The 16,882-nt window shown below is 45.3% G+C and carries 11 protein-coding genes; 5 read left to right on the top strand and 6 right to left on the bottom strand.

Annotated features, from left to right (window positions below):
• Window positions 1–28 precede the first annotated feature (28 nt).
• The 5 genes from coaBC to GVN20_RS07000 all read right to left on the bottom strand — a co-directional run bounded on the left by coaBC (window position 29) and on the right by GVN20_RS07000 (window position 5,439).
• Window positions 29–1,240 carry a bifunctional phosphopantothenoylcysteine decarboxylase/phosphopantothenate--cysteine ligase CoaBC gene (gene coaBC / locus GVN20_RS07020; protein WP_166557645.1) on the bottom strand — a complete coding sequence of 404 codons (1,212 nt, stop codon included), beginning with the start codon at window positions 1,238–1,240 and terminating at the stop codon, window positions 29–31.
• Window positions 1,241–1,369: 129 nt separating this feature from the next.
• Window positions 1,370–1,678: a DNA-directed RNA polymerase subunit omega gene (locus tag GVN20_RS07015; RefSeq protein ID WP_114065458.1), complete on the bottom strand. Its 309-nt coding sequence runs from the start codon at window positions 1,676–1,678 to the stop codon at window positions 1,370–1,372.
• 28 nt (window positions 1,679–1,706) lie between these two features.
• Entirely contained in the window at window positions 1,707–2,615 is a 909-nt protein-coding gene (locus tag GVN20_RS07010; protein ID WP_166557644.1) for an outer membrane protein assembly factor BamD, read from the bottom strand.
• Window positions 2,616–2,710: 95 nt separating this feature from the next.
• Entirely contained in the window at window positions 2,711–3,331 is a 621-nt protein-coding gene (locus GVN20_RS07005) for a T9SS type A sorting domain-containing protein (protein ID WP_166557643.1), read from the bottom strand.
• 158 nt (window positions 3,332–3,489) lie between these two features.
• Window positions 3,490–5,439, bottom strand: coding sequence for an OstA-like protein (locus tag GVN20_RS07000; RefSeq protein ID WP_166557642.1), 1,950 nt, complete (start codon window positions 5,437–5,439; stop codon window positions 3,490–3,492).
• A 356-nt stretch (window positions 5,440–5,795) separates the two neighbouring features.
• On the opposite strand from GVN20_RS07000, the gene GVN20_RS06995 reads away from it, so the two are divergent.
• From GVN20_RS06995 to GVN20_RS06985, 3 genes are read left to right on the top strand one after another with little or no spacing between them, the layout of a single operon-like run.
• Complete coding sequence (locus GVN20_RS06995; RefSeq protein WP_166557641.1) at window positions 5,796–7,322, top strand: carboxylesterase/lipase family protein; 1,527 nt, start codon at window positions 5,796–5,798, stop codon at window positions 7,320–7,322.
• 28 nt (window positions 7,323–7,350) lie between these two features.
• Window positions 7,351–8,643: a dienelactone hydrolase family protein gene (locus GVN20_RS06990; protein WP_206023215.1), complete on the top strand. Its 1,293-nt coding sequence runs from the start codon at window positions 7,351–7,353 to the stop codon at window positions 8,641–8,643.
• Window positions 8,644–8,687: 44 nt separating this feature from the next.
• Window positions 8,688–10,139 carry a cellulase family glycosylhydrolase gene (locus GVN20_RS06985; RefSeq protein WP_166557640.1) on the top strand — a complete coding sequence of 484 codons (1,452 nt, stop codon included), beginning with the start codon at window positions 8,688–8,690 and terminating at the stop codon, window positions 10,137–10,139.
• A 37-nt stretch (window positions 10,140–10,176) separates the two neighbouring features.
• Here GVN20_RS06985 and GVN20_RS06980 read toward each other — a convergent pair whose 3' ends face one another.
• Window positions 10,177–11,475 (bottom strand): hemolysin family protein, encoded by a 1,299-nt coding sequence (locus tag GVN20_RS06980; RefSeq protein WP_166557639.1) that lies wholly within the window; start codon window positions 11,473–11,475, stop codon window positions 10,177–10,179.
• A gap of 549 nt (window positions 11,476–12,024) precedes the next feature.
• Here GVN20_RS06980 and GVN20_RS06975 point away from each other — a divergent pair.
• The gene (locus GVN20_RS06975; protein WP_166557638.1) at window positions 12,025–14,706 is read left to right on the top strand and encodes a glycosyl hydrolase family 95 catalytic domain-containing protein; all 2,682 of its coding nucleotides are present in this window, start codon (window positions 12,025–12,027) and stop codon (window positions 14,704–14,706) included.
• A complete protein-coding gene (locus tag GVN20_RS06970; RefSeq protein WP_166557637.1) occupies window positions 14,703–16,853 on the top strand; it encodes a TIM-barrel domain-containing protein in 2,151 nt (716 codons plus the stop codon). The genes GVN20_RS06975 and GVN20_RS06970 overlap by 4 nt, the downstream gene beginning before the upstream one ends.
• Window positions 16,854–16,882: the final 29 nt, after the last annotated feature.

Raw genomic sequence — 16,882 nt, 5'->3', positions numbered from 1 at the left:
TTTTGCCATTATGCTGAAACAGTCGTGTCTATGTGTGCAATTTTCCTGCCACAAGTTGTAAAATATCTTGGGCAACGTCGGTTTTTGATTTTAACTCAAAGGAGTGTACCGTTCCGTTTGCTTCAATAACGGTAATTTTATTGGTATCGTGTGCAAAACCCGCGCCTTTGTCATTCAAGGAGTTCAACACAATCAAATCAAGGTTTTTGGATTTCAATTTCCCCAAGGCATTTTCTAGCTCATTATCGGTTTCAAGGGCAAAACCAACCATGAGTTGGCCTGCCTGTTTTTGCTGCCCGAGCGTTGCCGCAATGTCTACCGTTTTGGTAAGTTCAATGTTGAAATGTGCTTCTTTTTTCTTGATTTTGCGATCGGCGGGGTAAGCAGGGGTATAATCGGCTACGGCGGCCGAAAGAATTATAATGTCGGCCTCCGCAAATAGTTTTTGCGTGGCTTCGTACATTTCCTTTGCCGAACGAACGGGTACAACAGTGACGCTGGTGTCTGGCATGAGTTGAGCCGTTGGGCCGCTCACTACCGTAACATCAGCACCTGCCATCCAAAATGCTTTTGCCATCGAAAAACCCATTTTGCCCGTTGAATGATTACTGATGTATCGCACTGGATCAATGGCTTCTTGCGTAGGGCCAGCAGTGATGAGAATTTTTTTGTTTTTTAAGGCTGGTACGGCGGCAAAATGCTTTTCAAGATGAGTAACAATATGTTCTGGCTCGGCCATTCTCCCCGTTCCGACCAATCCGCTCGCCAATTCTCCGTGTTCAGCTTCGACGATGGAATTGCCGAAGCGTTGCAGCTTCAGAAGATTTTCAACCGTAGAGCCATGCAGGTACATGTCTAAATCCATGGCGGGTGCAAAAAAAACGGGGCAACGGGCTGATAGATAAACGGCGGTCAACAAATCTTCGCAGAGTCCGTTGGCGCACTTAGCAAGCGTATGTGCAGTGGCTGGGGCAATGATGAAGGCGTCTGCCCACAATCCTAGCTCTACGTGGTTGTTCCAACTCCCAGTCTCGTCGGCAATGTAGGAAGATAGGGCAGGGCGCTTTGATAAAGTAGCTAAAGTTAACGGTGTTATAAAATCTTTCGCCGATTGAGTCATGATTACTTGTACTTCTGCCCCTGCTTTAATGAGCAAACGCACCAACAATGCTGACTTGTAGGCGGCGATACTCCCCGTTACGCCTACGAGAATTTTTTTATGGAAAAGGGTTGAAGGCATGAGTTACAATAGTGTACAAAGAAAAAATACGGTAGGCATTTAAGGAATATTTACTTCCAAATGTACATAAATGACACAAAAAAGCCGCACGATTAAACAACGTGCGGCTTTTTTTATGGGAGGAAAAGATTAAACTTCTTCGTCGCTTGAACGCCAGAAAAGTTTATCTTCCATAAATTCTTCAATGGCGATACCCGTTGGCTTAGGCTGACGCTCGTAGAATTTAGAAATCTCGATTTGCTCACGGTTTTCAAATACTTCTTCGAGGTTGTCAATACCTGAGGCAAACTCAGCAAGCTTGTTGTTAAGCTCTTCTTTGGTTTTGGAGGCAATTTGACGTGAACGGCGTGAAATAATCGCCACCGATTCGTACAAGTTACCAGTTTTCGCGGCCAATTTGTCGGTGTCGCGGGTTATGATTGATGGATTTGCTGCCATTGTATTTGAATAATTTAATGTTCAACTTTTAGTTTTGAGTAGAAGAAGGAGTCGAAAGTTTACCAGCGTCTGAAGGTTTTTTCTCCTTCAATGCCTTTTCAGCTTTCTCTGCTTCTAAAATTACGCCCAATTCTTTTACAGTATTTTCGTAATACCGTTCAGCCTGACGTAAGTATTTACTATTGGGGTACTTGTCCAAAAATGCCAAATAATATTTTGAAACGTCTTGATAACGTTCTTTTTGCTTTTCGGCGAAGCTCAGCTTTGCTAGATTGTATTGTGCATCAACGCGTAAAAAGGCCAGCTCCTCATTGTATTTAGAATCAGGAAAATCTTTCTGATAATTATTAATGGCAACTACGGCCGAACGGTAGTTGGCTATGTTGGCTTCACTGGTTTTGTAGTAAAGTTTTGCTTTATCGTAGGCTTTACGTTCTAATTTGTCACGCAGTTCCAATATCAACTGAGTACTCTCTTCGCGGAATGCACTTTCAGGGTAGGTATTGATAAAATCCTGAAGGGCACTGATCGCGGTCAGGGTATTGGTTTGGTCTAGGTTTGAGTTTGGAGAGTCTTTGTACAGCGAATAAGCATGCATGTACAAGGATTCCTGAGCGTATTCACTTCGCTGAAATGTTTCATAGAAGTTCTTGAACAGGAACTGTGCCATGTTGTAGTTTGACTGCTTGAAATTACAGTAGGCATTGTAAAACTGAGCTAGCTCGGCTTGGCGAGCGTCTTTGCCATTTAACAAAGGAGTGATTTCTTCAAACAGCAAGCCAGCACGATAATAATCAGCTTTCTTGTAATACTGAAGGGCCGCCTCATACTTCTGTTCAAGTGTTCCTTCCTTTTGCAGTTTAGCAAACTTGCTGCACGAACCCAGCACTACGGCGGTGAAAATCAGCAGAAAAAATCCAAATCGGGTGTTACGCATATCGGGCGCAAAAATACAAAAATTGCTTCATATCTCATAACGAAATAGAAGCATAAAAAGTATTCAATACGTTTTAAGTGATTGATTATCGCAAATTAGTGTCTAATCAGCAATTTTTTGGTTGCTACTTTTTTGCCTTCTAACAGTAACTGATAAAAGTAAACTCCAGTAGGAATTTCACGGGTCGAAATGCGGAGTTGACGTTCGTTTCTATCCAAATCATATTCAGCTACGTTGGCTCCCAAGATGTTATACAATGAGATTTTTGCGTCGCCGACATTACCTGAAATCTGATAATCAATCTCAGCGTAATCATTTGCGGGATTAGGGTACGCATTCAATACGCGTAGTTTTTCGCTCACAAAAAATAAATCTTCAGACTTGGCAACTTCTTCCAAGTTCGGGCGGGTATCGGAGGCCGTGGCCAATTCACCGTTGGTACGGTTTTTATTGACGGCACTTGCATTCGCAGCAGCGCCCGGACTTAGTAAAATAGAACGGTAGTAGGCGTTGATGGCCGAGCTTGGGCGCAAATTGATGCTGCGATCCAATGACCGAGGTATCTTGGTGAGAGTGGGTGAAGTAACGGATGTTGATTTCTTCCCGACGTTCAGGCGGCTTTTGCTTCGATTCACTTCTGACTGCGCCGAAGCATCAGTCAGGGCAAAAACACTGAAGATGGTAAGAAAGATGTATTTTAGTATAGTTTTTTTCATAGCTGTGGATGGATTGTAAAATCATATTCCTTGTCTGTTTCCTGCAAAAATATAGGCTATTTTTTGTAATATCAAAAATTGAACCTTAAAAGAGTGTTAAAATTTATTAATCGGGATACAATATAAACGAAAAAAAAGCGTAAAAGGTTTTTCTTAGACTAAAGTTTCTTTTTATTGGACTTTACCCTTGTTTTCAAAACTTCTTTCGTCACCGTTTTGACTGCTTTTGATTCTCTTGCTTCTATGGGTTTGACAATTTTACTTTCGATTGGTTTAAAGCCAGCTTTGGCTAAAATTTCAAGTTTTGTCGGTTTTTCTTTTATTCGCCAATTGAACCCTTCAAGTTCTTTGTCTTCTCCTTTAATACTCTGCGGAGGAATAAAACGACCATCGGGTTGGCCCACAAATTGAATTCTATGTACTTGGTTACGACGGAAATTGAGCGTCATCTTGGCACATTCTACTCGATTCATTCCCATGGCTTTTTTTTCTTCGTTGGCCGCAAAATAGATACTCTCGCCGTTGCCTTCCACAAATACGCGTTGCAATCGGGTGCTGTCGTCAAAATAAGCGGTAATTCTTCGCCCCTTTACTTGATTAAAATTGAGAAGGGTATCTTGAGAAATAACAAATGATTTTGCTTTCAGGTACATGGTCCTCAACTTTTGTTCGACCATCTGCGCCACGATTGAATCTGCTTCCAACTGATACTTAGAAGACCAGATGATGGGCTTTTTTAGAAATGTAATGTTGGAGTCCAAAGAGTTGTAAATCAGTGAATCACACCGACTTTGAAGGTCTTTTTTGTACAATAATACGTTTTTGTACCCAATTAACTTTCGGGGTTTTTGGGCATTTGATGTATCTGCTTTTTGGTTTACGAGCGCGTCTTTGGCGGGCTTAGAAAGCTCTCTCCCGGAGGCGGGCAGAGGCAAAATACTAAGCACAGAATCGGCACTTGTCTTCGTTTTTGCCGCGATACGTTTTGCCAAATTGGCCTGATCGGACGGGGTTATTTCTTTTAAAAAAACACTACTTTTTCTTCCTTTGAGCGGAAAACCAACTACAGGTTTTACCTTAGCCAAAGAATCAGCATCAACTTTATTTTTGTCAAGTTGTTTGCTGGATAAATTTGATTTTGAGATAGTCACTGTGGTTGTATCTGGCTGTATATCAATGGAGTAAAGGGTATCGGCTGTCATAAAAAGAGTGTCTTTTGAAATGACAGACCGCGTTAGGGCGTGTCCCCAAACCTTTGATATGCCCAATTTGCCGTTGTAGATTCCGAAATCACCGTTGAGAATCGTGTCGTCGTTTTTAGACACAATTTCCACTTTTCCCTTGGCAAACCCTTTTTTGTTTAGGTTGTCAAACGAGAGTGAGTCGCCCGTGAGGGTATAGTCTGGATTGTCAATGGTGGTGCGGGTTCTAAACAGTGACTCGCCAGTATCGGTGTTATAGGAGCCATTTTTGGCAATGACCGTTCCTTCTTTACTGACTACTTTTGTAGGGCTTTTAAAGTCAGCGATTTTGGTCAACGAGTTATAAATGAGGGTGTCGGTGGTCAGCGTGTACTTTTTGTTGACCAGTTTAACGTTGGTGTAATAAGTAGAAACTTTGGTGCGGGTGTCATAATACCCTATGTTGCTGGTCAGGGTGTTTTCGGCATCAATGATTTTTCCTTTGTTGGGATAAAATGCAATGCCCGTTGCCATGTCGTATTCAATCTTGGTTGACGTAACGGTTCTTTTGCGGTCTTTAAGATTGACTACTTTTCCCATCACTTTGGCCAAACGGCTGTTTCCGTAGTAAAACAGGGTATCACCCGTAACGGTAATGGTATCCCCCTGCACAATCCGAACATTGCCGTAAGCCTCAATGGCATTAGAGGCCACGTTGTGAATGGCCAAGTTACAATACATCAGCGCTCCTTTGTGACGAAAAACCACTTTGTTGACTACCCTGCGTACTTCACTTCCATCCGTCATTTTCATGACAGTCATGCTGTCTGCACCCAGCAAAAATACCTTTTCTTCTCCTTGCGGGGAGGAAGTAGGGCCTGCGGTAGGGCGTTGGGCATAGGTGAATACGGAACTGAAGACGCTCATTAGAATGATAAGTCGTTTAATCCCATATACGCTGAATATGGCTTTGGGGTTGCAATGGATATGGCTAATTTTTGAAAAAATCATAAAATCAATGAAAAGTGTCGTTCACACAGGCGACGGGTCAGCAGGCTGTTGTTCTTTTTAAATTCTGTGCAGTATTAACGCACAAAATTAGCTAAAAACTGACGTTAGCGTGCTTCTTAACATACATTAACGGTTTTTTTAGAAGAATGGATGTAATTAGATGAGAGGTGGACTCTTTAACGAGTACTTGTGGCGATGGTGGAAATGGTAGGGAAGGTGGCTTAGTAACTGTATTATGAGTAGTTTTTCTCATTTTTTTGATTTGATAGGTTATGAAAATACTTCCCAATCTTCTACTGTTAGGATTGCTTGCGGTAGGGCTAAAAACACAGGCGCAATATGACATTGTCAAGACTGAAAATGGTGCTATATCAGGCCTGAAAAGTGGCGACATTCATATATATAAAGGCATTCCTTTTGCCGCGCCACCCGTGGGTGACTTGCGTTGGAAAGCTCCTAAGCCTGCCAAAAACTGGCAAGGCGTTCGCAAATGTGAGGCTTTTTCGGCAAGTCCGATTCAGTCCAAACCAGTGCCTTTTTACTGCTGGACCGAAGAGTTTATTGCCCCACCGGAGCCACTGAGCGAAGATTGTCTGTACCTCAATGTTTGGACGGGCGCGAAGTTGGCTTATGAGAATCGTCCCGTTTTTGTGTGGATTTATGGTGGGGGCTTTTCGTCGGGTTCGGCAGCTTGCGCCATTTACGACGGTGAAGAAATGGCAAAAAAAGGGGTTGTTTTTGTTAGCATTAATTATCGGGTCGGCGCGTTAGGTTTTATGGCGCATCCTGAGTTGAGTAAAGAACAAAATAACGCCTCCGGAAATTATGGTTTACTGGACCAGATTGCGGCCCTCAAATGGATTCAGAACAACATTGCTGCTTTTGGCGGCGACCCCAACAATGTCACCATTGCGGGGCAGTCGGCAGGGTCGATGAGCGTCAATTGTTTGGTAGCGTCGCCGTTGGCAAAGCGCCTTTTTCACCGCGCCATTGCACAAAGCGGTGGGATGCTTTCCAACCGCATTCCAGCGTCGTTGACGGATGCCGAAAAAGTGGGTGAAGCGTTTCAGAAGAAGGCCAATGCGGCCAATTTGGCGGAATTACGCAAAAAGACACCCGAAGAAATTTTGGCTGCGACGCAAGGCGGCATTCGTTTTGGCGTTACACTCGACGGCCACGTGTTGCCTACGGATATTTTCAACCATTTTAAAGAAGGCAAACACAACGACGTGCCGCTGATGGCGGGCTGGGTCACGGGTGACGGCAGTATCACGGGTGGACAGGCGCTTTCTGCTGAAAAATTCAAACAACAATTGCGGGAAAAATACGGTGACAAGGCCGACGAATTTTTGAAACTTTTTCCCGCCGCTACCGACGATGAGGCCAAAGCTGCCCAGTTAAAATTGGGCTTGCTTTCGTTTGCGGCCCGTTCGGCGCATTTGTGGGCGGGCTTCAATAAAAGCAAAGCTTATCTTTATCAGTTTACGCACGTGCCGCCCGATAAGCCCAATTTTCCGAATTATGGCGCATTTCACACCTCAGAAGTACCGTATGCGTTGCATACATTGCACCGCTGGAATCGGCCTTGGCAGGAAGTGGACCGCCAATTGGAAAATAACATGGCCGATTATTGGGTGAATTTTGCCAAAACAGGGAACCCCAACGCCAAGGGCCTTCCCGAGTGGAAAGGCCACGATAAAAAGTCGGGTGTGGTGCTGGAATTGGGTGATGACGTGCAGGAGCGACCAGCGCTGTTTAGGTCCGAATTTGAGCTGTTGGATAGCGTCCAAATAAAGTAAGCAAAACAGACGACAAAAACCCTCAAAAATGAACAGAAAATCTTCTGCTTCCCGCCGCAATTTCATTAAAACTTCGGCAAGTATGGCGGCTTCATTGGCGGTTCTGCCCGATGCAATGGATGTATCGTTTGGGAATCATGTTTTTTCAACCCACCCAGAAACAATGGCAACTCAAAAAAGCCTGATTGGCACGTACGGCGAATGGGCCGCATCATTGGTAAAAAATATCCCTGCGTTATCGTTCCGAAACGCCAAATGGAACAATGTAAAAACGTGGCAAAAAGAAGCCCTTGCCAAAACCAGTGAGCTGATTTTTAAACCTGATTTGGGCAAAATGCCCAGCGTTACGGTCGAGAAAAAATACGCTTATGATGGCCTGGATATTGAAGAGCTGTCGTGGCAATTGCCCTATGGCCGCCCGACCAAAGCCTATCTTTTGAAGCCCCAAGGAGCAACCAAACCCCTGCCTGCGATTCTGGCGCTTCACGATCACGGCGGCAATAAGTACTTTGGTAAACGTAAAATAGTACGCCTTTCGGACGACATGCACCCGTTGTTGGTTGAGCATCAGGAGCATTATTATGGTGGTAAAGCCTGGGCTAATGAGCTTGCCAAGCGCGGTTATGTGGTATTGGTTCACGATACATTTGCGTTTGAAAGTCGTCGGGTATTGTACGACGAAGTCGCTGGGTATTCGTGGGGCCCACTCAAAACGGAAGGTAAATCGGACGCTGACCCCGAGAAAACCGAAAATATCCAAGCCTACAATACTTGGGCGGGTGAGCATGAGCACGTTATGTCGAAATCATTGTTTTGCGGTGGTACCACTTGGCCAGGCGTGGTTTTGGCCGAAGACCAAATTGCCTTGGATATTTTAAGCAACCGTTCCGATGTAGACAAGAACCGCATCGGCTGCGCGGGACTGTCGGGTGGTGGATTGCGGACGGCGTACTTGGGTGGGTTGGATGCGCGCATCAAATGCGCGGTGTGCGTGGGTTTTATGTCGACCTGGGATGATTTTATTTTGTACAAATCGTACACGCACACGTGGATGCTATATGTGCCGTTGTTACCCAATTATTTAGATTTTCCCGAGATTTTGGGGATACGGGCGCCTTTGCCAACGATGGTGCAAAACAACAACGACGATGACTTATTTACGTTGCCAGAAATGAAAAAAGCCGACACCCAACTCCGTGAAATCTTTGCCAAAGCGGGAGCGGGGGATAAATACCAAGGGAAGTTTTATGACGGTGAGCATAAGTTTGACCAACCAATGCAAAAAGATGCATTTGAATGGTTTGATAAATGGCTTTCCTGAAAAATGTAGACTTGCCAACAAGTCCTACCTACCCAAAACCTATCATGAAATTTATCTTCGCTTTCCTCTGCGCGTTTAGTGCTTGCTTTACATCATTGGCTCAAACCTTGGCGTTATTGCCCCAAAACCCGCATTATTTTACGTATAAGGGCAAATCGACCGTCATTGTGGGTTCGGGAGAACACTACGGAGCCGTGATGAACCTTGATTTTAACTACGATACCTACCTCAAAACCCTCCAAGCCGACGGTCTCAATACAACTCGGTTGTTTACGGGGGCGTACTATGAAAAGCCTGGGGCGTTTGGCATTCAAAAAAACACCATGGCACCCGCCAACGACCGTTTACTGTTGCCATGGAAAAAAGTAAATGATAAATACGACCTTAATGTGTGGGACGAAGCGTTTTTTGCGCGTTTGCATGACTTCATGAAAAAGGCTGAGCAGAGCGGGGTGATTGTGGAAATCTGTCTTTTTTCGGCGTATTACGGGGCGGGTTGGGTGTATCATCCTTTCAATGGCAGAAATAATGTCAATCAAACACCCACCGACCTCGCGCCCAATAAAGTTAACACACTTGATAATGGCGCAATCTTGAAATTTCAGGAAGCCTATACCCGAAAATTGGTGCAGGAATTGAATCAATACGACCATTTTTACTTCGAAATTCAGAACGAACCTTGGGCCGAAGGCAAAGATACGGTGCTGGTTTGGAACGATTATATGGGCGCTGATGATTTAAAACAACCTGGGAATAACTGGAAAAATACGCTCGAAGTTGCCTCCGCCAAATCTCGCGAGTGGCACAAAAACGTTTCGGGATGGATTGTAAATCAAGAGAAAAGCTTGGCAAAAAAACACCTGATTTCGCACAATATCGCCAATTTTAAATTGCCCGTTTTTGTGTCAGACCCCAATATTTCTATCTATACGTTTCACTATGCACACCCTGAGGCGGCGGGCCTGAATTATCGCCTCAACAAAGTTGTCGGTTTTAATGAAACGGGCTTTGCGGGGAAAAGCGACGACACTTATCGCCGACAAGCATGGAGATTTATGATGAACGGCGGAGGACTGTTTGGTCATTTAGACTACTCGTTTTCAGTTGGTTCGGAAGATGGAAATGATTTGACCAACAATGCCCCCGGCGGCGGAAGTCCGACGCTAAGAAGGCAGTTCAAAATGCTAAAAAATCAATTGGAACGCATGGACTTGGCAACGCTCAAGCCCGATGCTTCATTTTTAGGGCACGCCGAAGGCGCGTTTGTGTATTCGATGAAAGACCGCCAGCAATATTTGGTATATGCTGAGCCGCTTTTGGCGCAACCTTGTCGGATAAACCTACAGTTGCCCAAAGGAAACTATTCAGCTACATGGACTGATGTGGTTACAGGAAAAACCCTTAAAACTGACAATGTAAGCGTTGCGGCCTCTTCCATTATGCTTCAAAGTCCCGCTGGTGTAAATGATAAGACGTTGGTTTTGAAAAAGTTGTAAGCCTTTATTGGCCCATAAATTTTGACAATTGGGTGTTTTAAGCGTCTGTTGAATCTCCTTCTTCCTGCGTCACCAACACTTTGTCAATCCGGGCACCGTCCATGTCAAAAATTTCGAATTTAAAACCATGCCAGAATATAATCTCTCCCGTTTTGGGTACGTGTCCAAAATGTTCGAGCAACAGACCTCCAATGGTATTAAAAGGCATATTTTCATTGTATAGATCTAACTGGTCAAAATAGCTTAGAAAATCGTAGAAGGGCATCTGAGCATCGGTAATATAGGTGCCATCCTCCCGCTGAACGATGCTGGTTTCGTCATCATAATTGGTGTCGCTCACGTCGCCTACGAGGGCGTCCATCAGGTCATTCAGTGTTACGATTCCTTGTAAAGCTCCGTATTCATCTATGACCATACTGTAATGCTGACGGTTTTCTTGAAGGCGTTCGAGCGCAATGTAGGCCGAACTGCTGTCGGGTAGGTATTGGGGCTCTTTAATCAACGCCTCCAAATCAAGGGGGCGGTTTTCCATGACCTGCTGGAAAATATCTTTCATCAACACGACCCCGACCACTTCGTCGACGGTGTTTCTACAAACGGGATAAACAGAGTGGATTTCGCCCTTGATTTTTTCGCGTATTTCGTCGGGGCTATCGGTCAAATCGAGCCAAACCAACTGCATCCGGTGCGTCATGAGGGAGCCTACTTTGCGGTCGCCCAAATGAAAAACCCGCTCCATAATTTCTTGTTCAATTTCCTGTACTTCACCGCCGTCGGTTCCTTCCTGAATAAACGCTTTGATTTCTTCTTCCGTCACGCGGCTATCGGCGGAGGGTTTTATACGCAAAATTTTGAGTAAAAGATCAGACGTATGGGTCAAAAGCCACACGAATGGCGAGGTAACTTTTGAAAGAATTTGCATCGGCAATGCCACTGCTTTGGCGATGCCTTCGGGATTAGTCAGACCGATTCGTTTGGGAACCAGTTCACCGACTACCAAAGAAATAAACGTAATCATCACCAGCACGCCCCCCACCGACAACGGGCGGCTGTAGGGTTTCAAAACCTCAAATTGGTTTAAATAGTCTTGCCAATCGTTGGTCAGGTTTTCTCCCCCAAAGATACCCAACAAAATCCCGATGAGGGTGATGCCGATTTGAACAGTAGAAAGAAATTGATTGGGCGAATTGATAAGTTCTAAGGCTAGTTTGGCTGATTTGCTGCCTCTTTTGGCCGAATTTTCCAGTTTTACTTTGCGAGAAGAGACTACCGCGATTTCGGACATTGAGAAGATGCCGTTGATAATCGTAAGCAGAAATATGATAAATAATTCCATGTAAGAGTTAAAAATTGAGAAAAATATTACGATGAAGTCTCCTCTATTGGCAAACAATTCTTTTACAGATGAGGTTTGCCGCGTTTTTGAAGGAGCATCAAAGAGGTATTTAATAGAAAAAACATGCCTGTTTCAAAGCATGAAGCGTCATTCTAAAAAATCACATGTTCATTGGACGGTTAGGTGGGAGTGGATTGAGTTTTCAAATAAAACGATAATCGGGCATATCACTGCTAAAATCAAAGATGATTAGGGGCAAAAAATACCTTATATGTTTTGGTGACAAGTTTTTCAACGAGGATTGGTTTTATACAAATATGGCTCAAATTGACTAAAAATCATACACAAAGCAAAAAAATGGCCGAAAGAAAGCATAAAATCAGCGGAAGAAATAGATGTTTTCAGTAGAGTATTAGCTTAAAGATTAGATTCTAAATAGAGTAAGTAAGGCCCAAATTGAGCTTGTGACATAAGAAGACAGCTTTACTATAGTGCGATCTGACTGGTCTTTGTGAACTTGAATAAATATAAACTCCTGACCCTTGTTGTATGAAGTTTCTGTGTCAAAAGTATCCCTCTTTTACTCATTCAACTTTTTCATTTTCTCGCGTATTTCTGGTACATTTTGTGGCCTGTTTTTCTATTTGGTTGCTACTGGGGCCACCGATTGGATTAACCACCAGCTATGCGCAGCTCCCTGGTCGTAGCTCTCAACTCAAACTTTGGTATGCTCAGCCCGCACAAATTTGGGAGGAAGCCCTGCCCTTGGGTAACGGCAAAACGGGAGCGATGGTGTTTGGGCGGGTCAACCATGAACGCTTTCAGCTAAACGATAATACGCTATGGTCGGGCTACCCTATTGAAGGCAATAACCCCAACGGTCCAACGGTTTTACCGCAGGTGCGCAAAGCCATTTCTGAAGGTGAGTACGACAAAGCAGATGCACTTTGGAAGAAAATGCAAGGGCCGTATTGCGCTCGTTATTTGCCGATGGGCGACTTACACCTTGATTTCGGTCTTCGTGATTCTACCGCGACCCATTACCACCGTGAATTAGATTTAAACACGGCCGTTTCTACCGTGAAATATACCGTTGACGGAGTGACTTATACCCGCGAAACCTTTATTAGTCACCCCGCTTCGGTGATGGTAGTACGGATTAGTGCCAACAAAAAGAACTGCATCAATGTCAGTGCAGTATTGAGTAGTAAGTTGAAATTCAATGTTTTAAATGCCGCCTTAAATCAACTTGTTTTAAAAGGGAAAGCCCCCAAGCACGTAGCTCACCGCCCCACTGAGCCGCAACAGATTCTGTACGATGAGGATCCAAAGGGGGAAGGAACGAACTTTGAAATTCATTTGGCGGCCCAATCTGAGGGAGGAAAAGTGAGAAGCCAAAATGGTAAATTGAGCATTTCGGGAGCTAATACCGTAACGTTTTATGTAGTTGGCGCAACGAGTTTTAACGGATTTGATCAATCTCCAGGATTGGCTGGGAAAGACCCTTCAGTGGAGGCGAACGCGATTCTACAAAAGGCGTTATTATCTACTTATGCCCAACTCAAAGCCGTGCACATCGCTGATTATCAAAAGCTGTTTAATCGGGTGGCGTTGGATTTGGGAGAAGATGCGGAAGCCCTCAAATTACCCACCGACGAACGTCTGATTCGTCAGCAAAATGGGCCTTCCGATACGCAATTGCAAACCCTATATTATCAGTTTGGTCGGTACTTATTGATTTCAAGTTCACGCAATGGCGCTTCGGGAGCAGCGGGGATTCCTGCCAACTTGCAGGGGATTTGGAACGACCACATTCAGCCGCCTTGGGGCAGTAATTATACTACCAATATCAACGTAGAAATGAATTATTGGCTCGCTGAAAACGCCAATTTATCCGAATGTCATTTGCCCTTACTGCATTTTATCGGTAATTTGGCCGTCAATGGAGCCAAAACGGCCAAGGTCAATTACGGTATTAATGAAGGCTGGATTACGCACCACGGTACCGATATTTGGGCCAAAACATCCGCGGGTGGTGGCTATGAGTGGGATTCGCGCAGTCGGGGTAGTTGGTCGAGTTGGTTGATGGCGGGAGCCTGGTTGAGCACCCATCTGTGGGAACATTATCAGTTTACGGGCGACAAAGCTTTTCTGCGTGAACACGGGTATCCACTCATGAAAAGTGCCGCGCAGTTTATGTTACATTGGTTGGTTGAAGATGGCCAAGGGCATTTGATTACCAATCCGTCCACTTCGCCCGAAAACACCATCAAAATCAGTGGTAAAGAATACCAGATTACGATGGCTTCTACGATGGACATGGCCATCATTCGGGAGTTGTTTAATGATTGCATTCAGGCGGCTAAAATTCTGGAAACCGATGCTGCATTCATGGCCCAACTGGAGAAAACCAAAGCTCGTTTGTATCCCTATCAAATTGGTCAATTCGGACAATTGCAAGAATGGTACAAAGATTGGGACGACCCCACCGATAAGCACCGCCATATTTCACACTTATTTGGCCTACACCCAGGTCATCAAATCAACCCTCGTCAAACGCCAGAGTTGGCGGCGGCGGCCAAAAAAACGCTGATTCAGCGGGGCGATGTTAGTACGGGCTGGTCGATGGCGTGGAAAATAAACTGGTGGGCGCGCCTCGAAGATGGCAACCATGCGTATAAAATACTACGAGACGGACTGTCGTATGTCGGTCCAAAAAATACCTCTCGAAACGGCGCAAACTTGTCTACACAGTCGGGTGGTGGAACCTATCCCAACTTATTTGACGCGCACCCACCTTTTCAGATTGACGGAAATTTTGGTGGTACTGCTGGTATTACCGAGATGTTGCTGCAAAGCCATACGGGCGAAATCAGCTTGCTGCCTGCCCTGCCTGATGCTTGGCCCAATGGTTCTGTGAAAGGAATCAAAGCCCGTGGAAATTTCGACGTAACTATTGAATGGGAACGGGGAAAACTAACCCAAGCGAGTGTGTTGTCCAACCTCGGCGGTGTGTGTCGGTTGCGTACAAAGGTACCCGTTAAAGTGGTTGAAATGCCCTCATTATCAACCCAATCCGTCGCAATTAATCCGCTCAATCCCGAAACCGAAACTTTGAAGTTTGTCAAAAACCCCGGGGCAAAGTTGGTGGATGTACCGTTGGCAGAAACTTATCTAATTGAATTTCAGACCGAAAAAGGAAAACGTTATACCCTTGTACCATCAAAATGAAAAAATCTATTTATAAAATATTGTTGTTGCTGGGTTTGCTTTCGGCAAACTTCGGGGCTTCTGCCCAATTAATGCAGTGGAAACAAGTAGCTTCGGGTGTCTGGAAAGTGTCTGTGGGTAAGCCTGAAGCGTATAATCTTCTGACGGCTGCGGGCGCTCAGCCAAATACCCTTGCCTTGAAAAATATGGGTACGACAGGATTTCCGTTGAACCAAAACGAGATTTCGGTGCAGCTCCGAGACGGTAAAACCTATTTGCGCATTCCTTTGGAGCGCGGTGAACAACTCTTTGGTTTTGGGCTCAACTTTCAGACCGTTCATCAACGGGGAAAAATCTTGCAGCTGCACATGGACCATTACGGCAACAAAGACAACGGACGTACTCACGCGCCCGTCCCCTTTTATGTGTCGTCCAAAGGTTACGGGGTGTTTGTGAATTCGGCGCGTTACATCAACGTGTACGCAGGCACCGCCGTCCGGACCGACAGTAAAAATCCGCCCCTGTTGCAAGACCGTAATACCGACAAAAACTGGCAAGCCCAACCCTATTCCGATGCGGTCGAAATGCTCGTGCCAGCGGGGGGCGTGGAGCTGTATGTTTTTGGTGGGCCATCGCCGATGGAAGCCGTGCGGCGGTTTAATTTATTCAACGGTGGGGGCTGCCTGCCGCCGCGTTGGGGGCTAGGTTTTACGCAACGCGTCAATCGTTTGTATTCTGATAAAGATGTGCAAAAAGAAGCGGCCGAATTTGAAGAAAAGGGATATCCGTTGGATTTTATTGGTCTCGAACCTGGCTGGCAGAGCAAATCCTATCCTTGCACTTTTGAGTGGGACAAAACCCGTTTTCCTCAGCCTGCTGCTTTTGTAAAAGAGATGCTCAGCAAGGGCGTTCGCATCAATCTTTGGACCAATCCTTACGTATCACCCGAGGCCTCAATTTTTCCCAAAATTGCGCCTTTTACGGGCTCACATTCGGTTTGGGTGGGAGCCGTGCCCGATTTAACGATACCCAAAGCGCAGTCCATTTATTGGGGGCAATTTGACAAAGACCACGTCAGTATAGGCGTTAGCGGGTATAAAATCGACGAAGTGGATGGCTTTGATTCGTGGCTTTGGCCCGATGTGGCTACGTTTCCTTCGGGGCTCAGTGCCGAGCAAATGCGCCAGACATACGGGGTGTTGGTGATGAAACAAAGCACCGATATGTTTCGTAAACACAACCGACGCACCTACGGGTTGGTGCGGGCTTCCAATGCAGGCGGAGTATCGTTACCGTACGTGATTTACAACGATAATTACAGCCACGAAGATTTTATTACGGGCTTGATTAACAGCGGTTTCTCGGGAACCCTGTGGACTCCAGAAGTGCGGGCTTCCAAGACGGGTGAAGAATGGTTGCGGCGGTTTCAATCGGTGTGCTTTTCACCGATGGCCATGATTAATGCGTGGGCTAGCAGCACTAAACCTTGGACATTTCCTGAAGTGGCGGAGCAAATCAAAGAAATTTCGCAACTGCGGATGCGGATGATGCCGTATTGGTACACCGAATTTGCCAAGTATCATTTTGAAGGTACACCCCCGTTTCGGGCCGTCAATCTTGAACCTGATTTTAAAACGGAGCTAAAAAAGGAACTTCTGAATGCCAATTTGGAAGAAAATCCTTACGCCGTGGCCGTCAACAAAGAAATCAAAGACCAGTACATGGCGGGAGAATACCTGTTGGTAGCACCAATGTTTACGGGACAGACCTCCCGTAAAGTGGTGTTGCCGAAAGGAAAATGGTACGATTTTTACACGGGCAAGTTGGTGGGAGAGGGCGAGGTGATTACCGTTACGCCGGGGTTGGAAAAAATTCCCGTTTTTGTCAAAGATGGGGGTATTATTCCGATGATGCCCGTAATGTTACACGCCCCTAAACCCGACCAAAAAGTAGATATTGAGATTCGTCACTACGGTCAAAAACCTGCCCAATACAAGCTTTACGACGACGACGGGGAAACCTTTGATTATGAAAAAGGTCATTTTAGTTGGCGAACCATTACAGTTGCGCGCCAAGCCAACGGCGAATGGAAAGGTACTATATCCAATCCCGAAAACGGCAAACCCAACACTGTTGGGAACGTGACTTGGAAATTTATGACGCCTTAGAAGGAAGTATTTTTCTGATTAATTTTATT

This window comes from Runella sp. CRIBMP, assembly GCF_009905605.1.
Classification (GTDB): Bacteria; Bacteroidota; Bacteroidia; order Cytophagales; family Spirosomataceae; genus Runella.
This window is presented reverse-complemented; position numbering and strand designations above follow the sequence as displayed.

Bases quoted from the DNA above. Each gene is read 5' to 3' on its own strand.
- coaBC (WP_166557645.1), bottom strand. From the start codon at position 1,240: ATGCCTTCAACCCTTTTCCATAAAAAAATTCTCGTAGGCGTAACGGGG.
- GVN20_RS07015 (WP_114065458.1), bottom strand. From the start codon at position 1,678: ATGGCAGCAAATCCATCAATCATAACCCGCGACACCGACAAATTGGCC.
- GVN20_RS07010 (WP_166557644.1), bottom strand. From the start codon at position 2,615: ATGCGTAACACCCGATTTGGATTTTTTCTGCTGATTTTCACCGCCGTA.
- GVN20_RS07005 (WP_166557643.1), bottom strand. From the start codon at position 3,331: ATGAAAAAAACTATACTAAAATACATCTTTCTTACCATCTTCAGTGTT.
- GVN20_RS07000 (WP_166557642.1), bottom strand. From the start codon at position 5,439: ATGAGCGTCTTCAGTTCCGTATTCACCTATGCCCAACGCCCTACCGCA.
- GVN20_RS06995 (WP_166557641.1), top strand. From the start codon at position 5,796: ATGAAAATACTTCCCAATCTTCTACTGTTAGGATTGCTTGCGGTAGGG.
- GVN20_RS06990 (WP_206023215.1), top strand. From the start codon at position 7,351: ATGAACAGAAAATCTTCTGCTTCCCGCCGCAATTTCATTAAAACTTCG.
- GVN20_RS06985 (WP_166557640.1), top strand. From the start codon at position 8,688: ATGAAATTTATCTTCGCTTTCCTCTGCGCGTTTAGTGCTTGCTTTACA.
- GVN20_RS06980 (WP_166557639.1), bottom strand. From the start codon at position 11,475: ATGGAATTATTTATCATATTTCTGCTTACGATTATCAACGGCATCTTC.
- GVN20_RS06975 (WP_166557638.1), top strand. From the start codon at position 12,025: ATGAAGTTTCTGTGTCAAAAGTATCCCTCTTTTACTCATTCAACTTTT.
- GVN20_RS06970 (WP_166557637.1), top strand. From the start codon at position 14,703: ATGAAAAAATCTATTTATAAAATATTGTTGTTGCTGGGTTTGCTTTCG.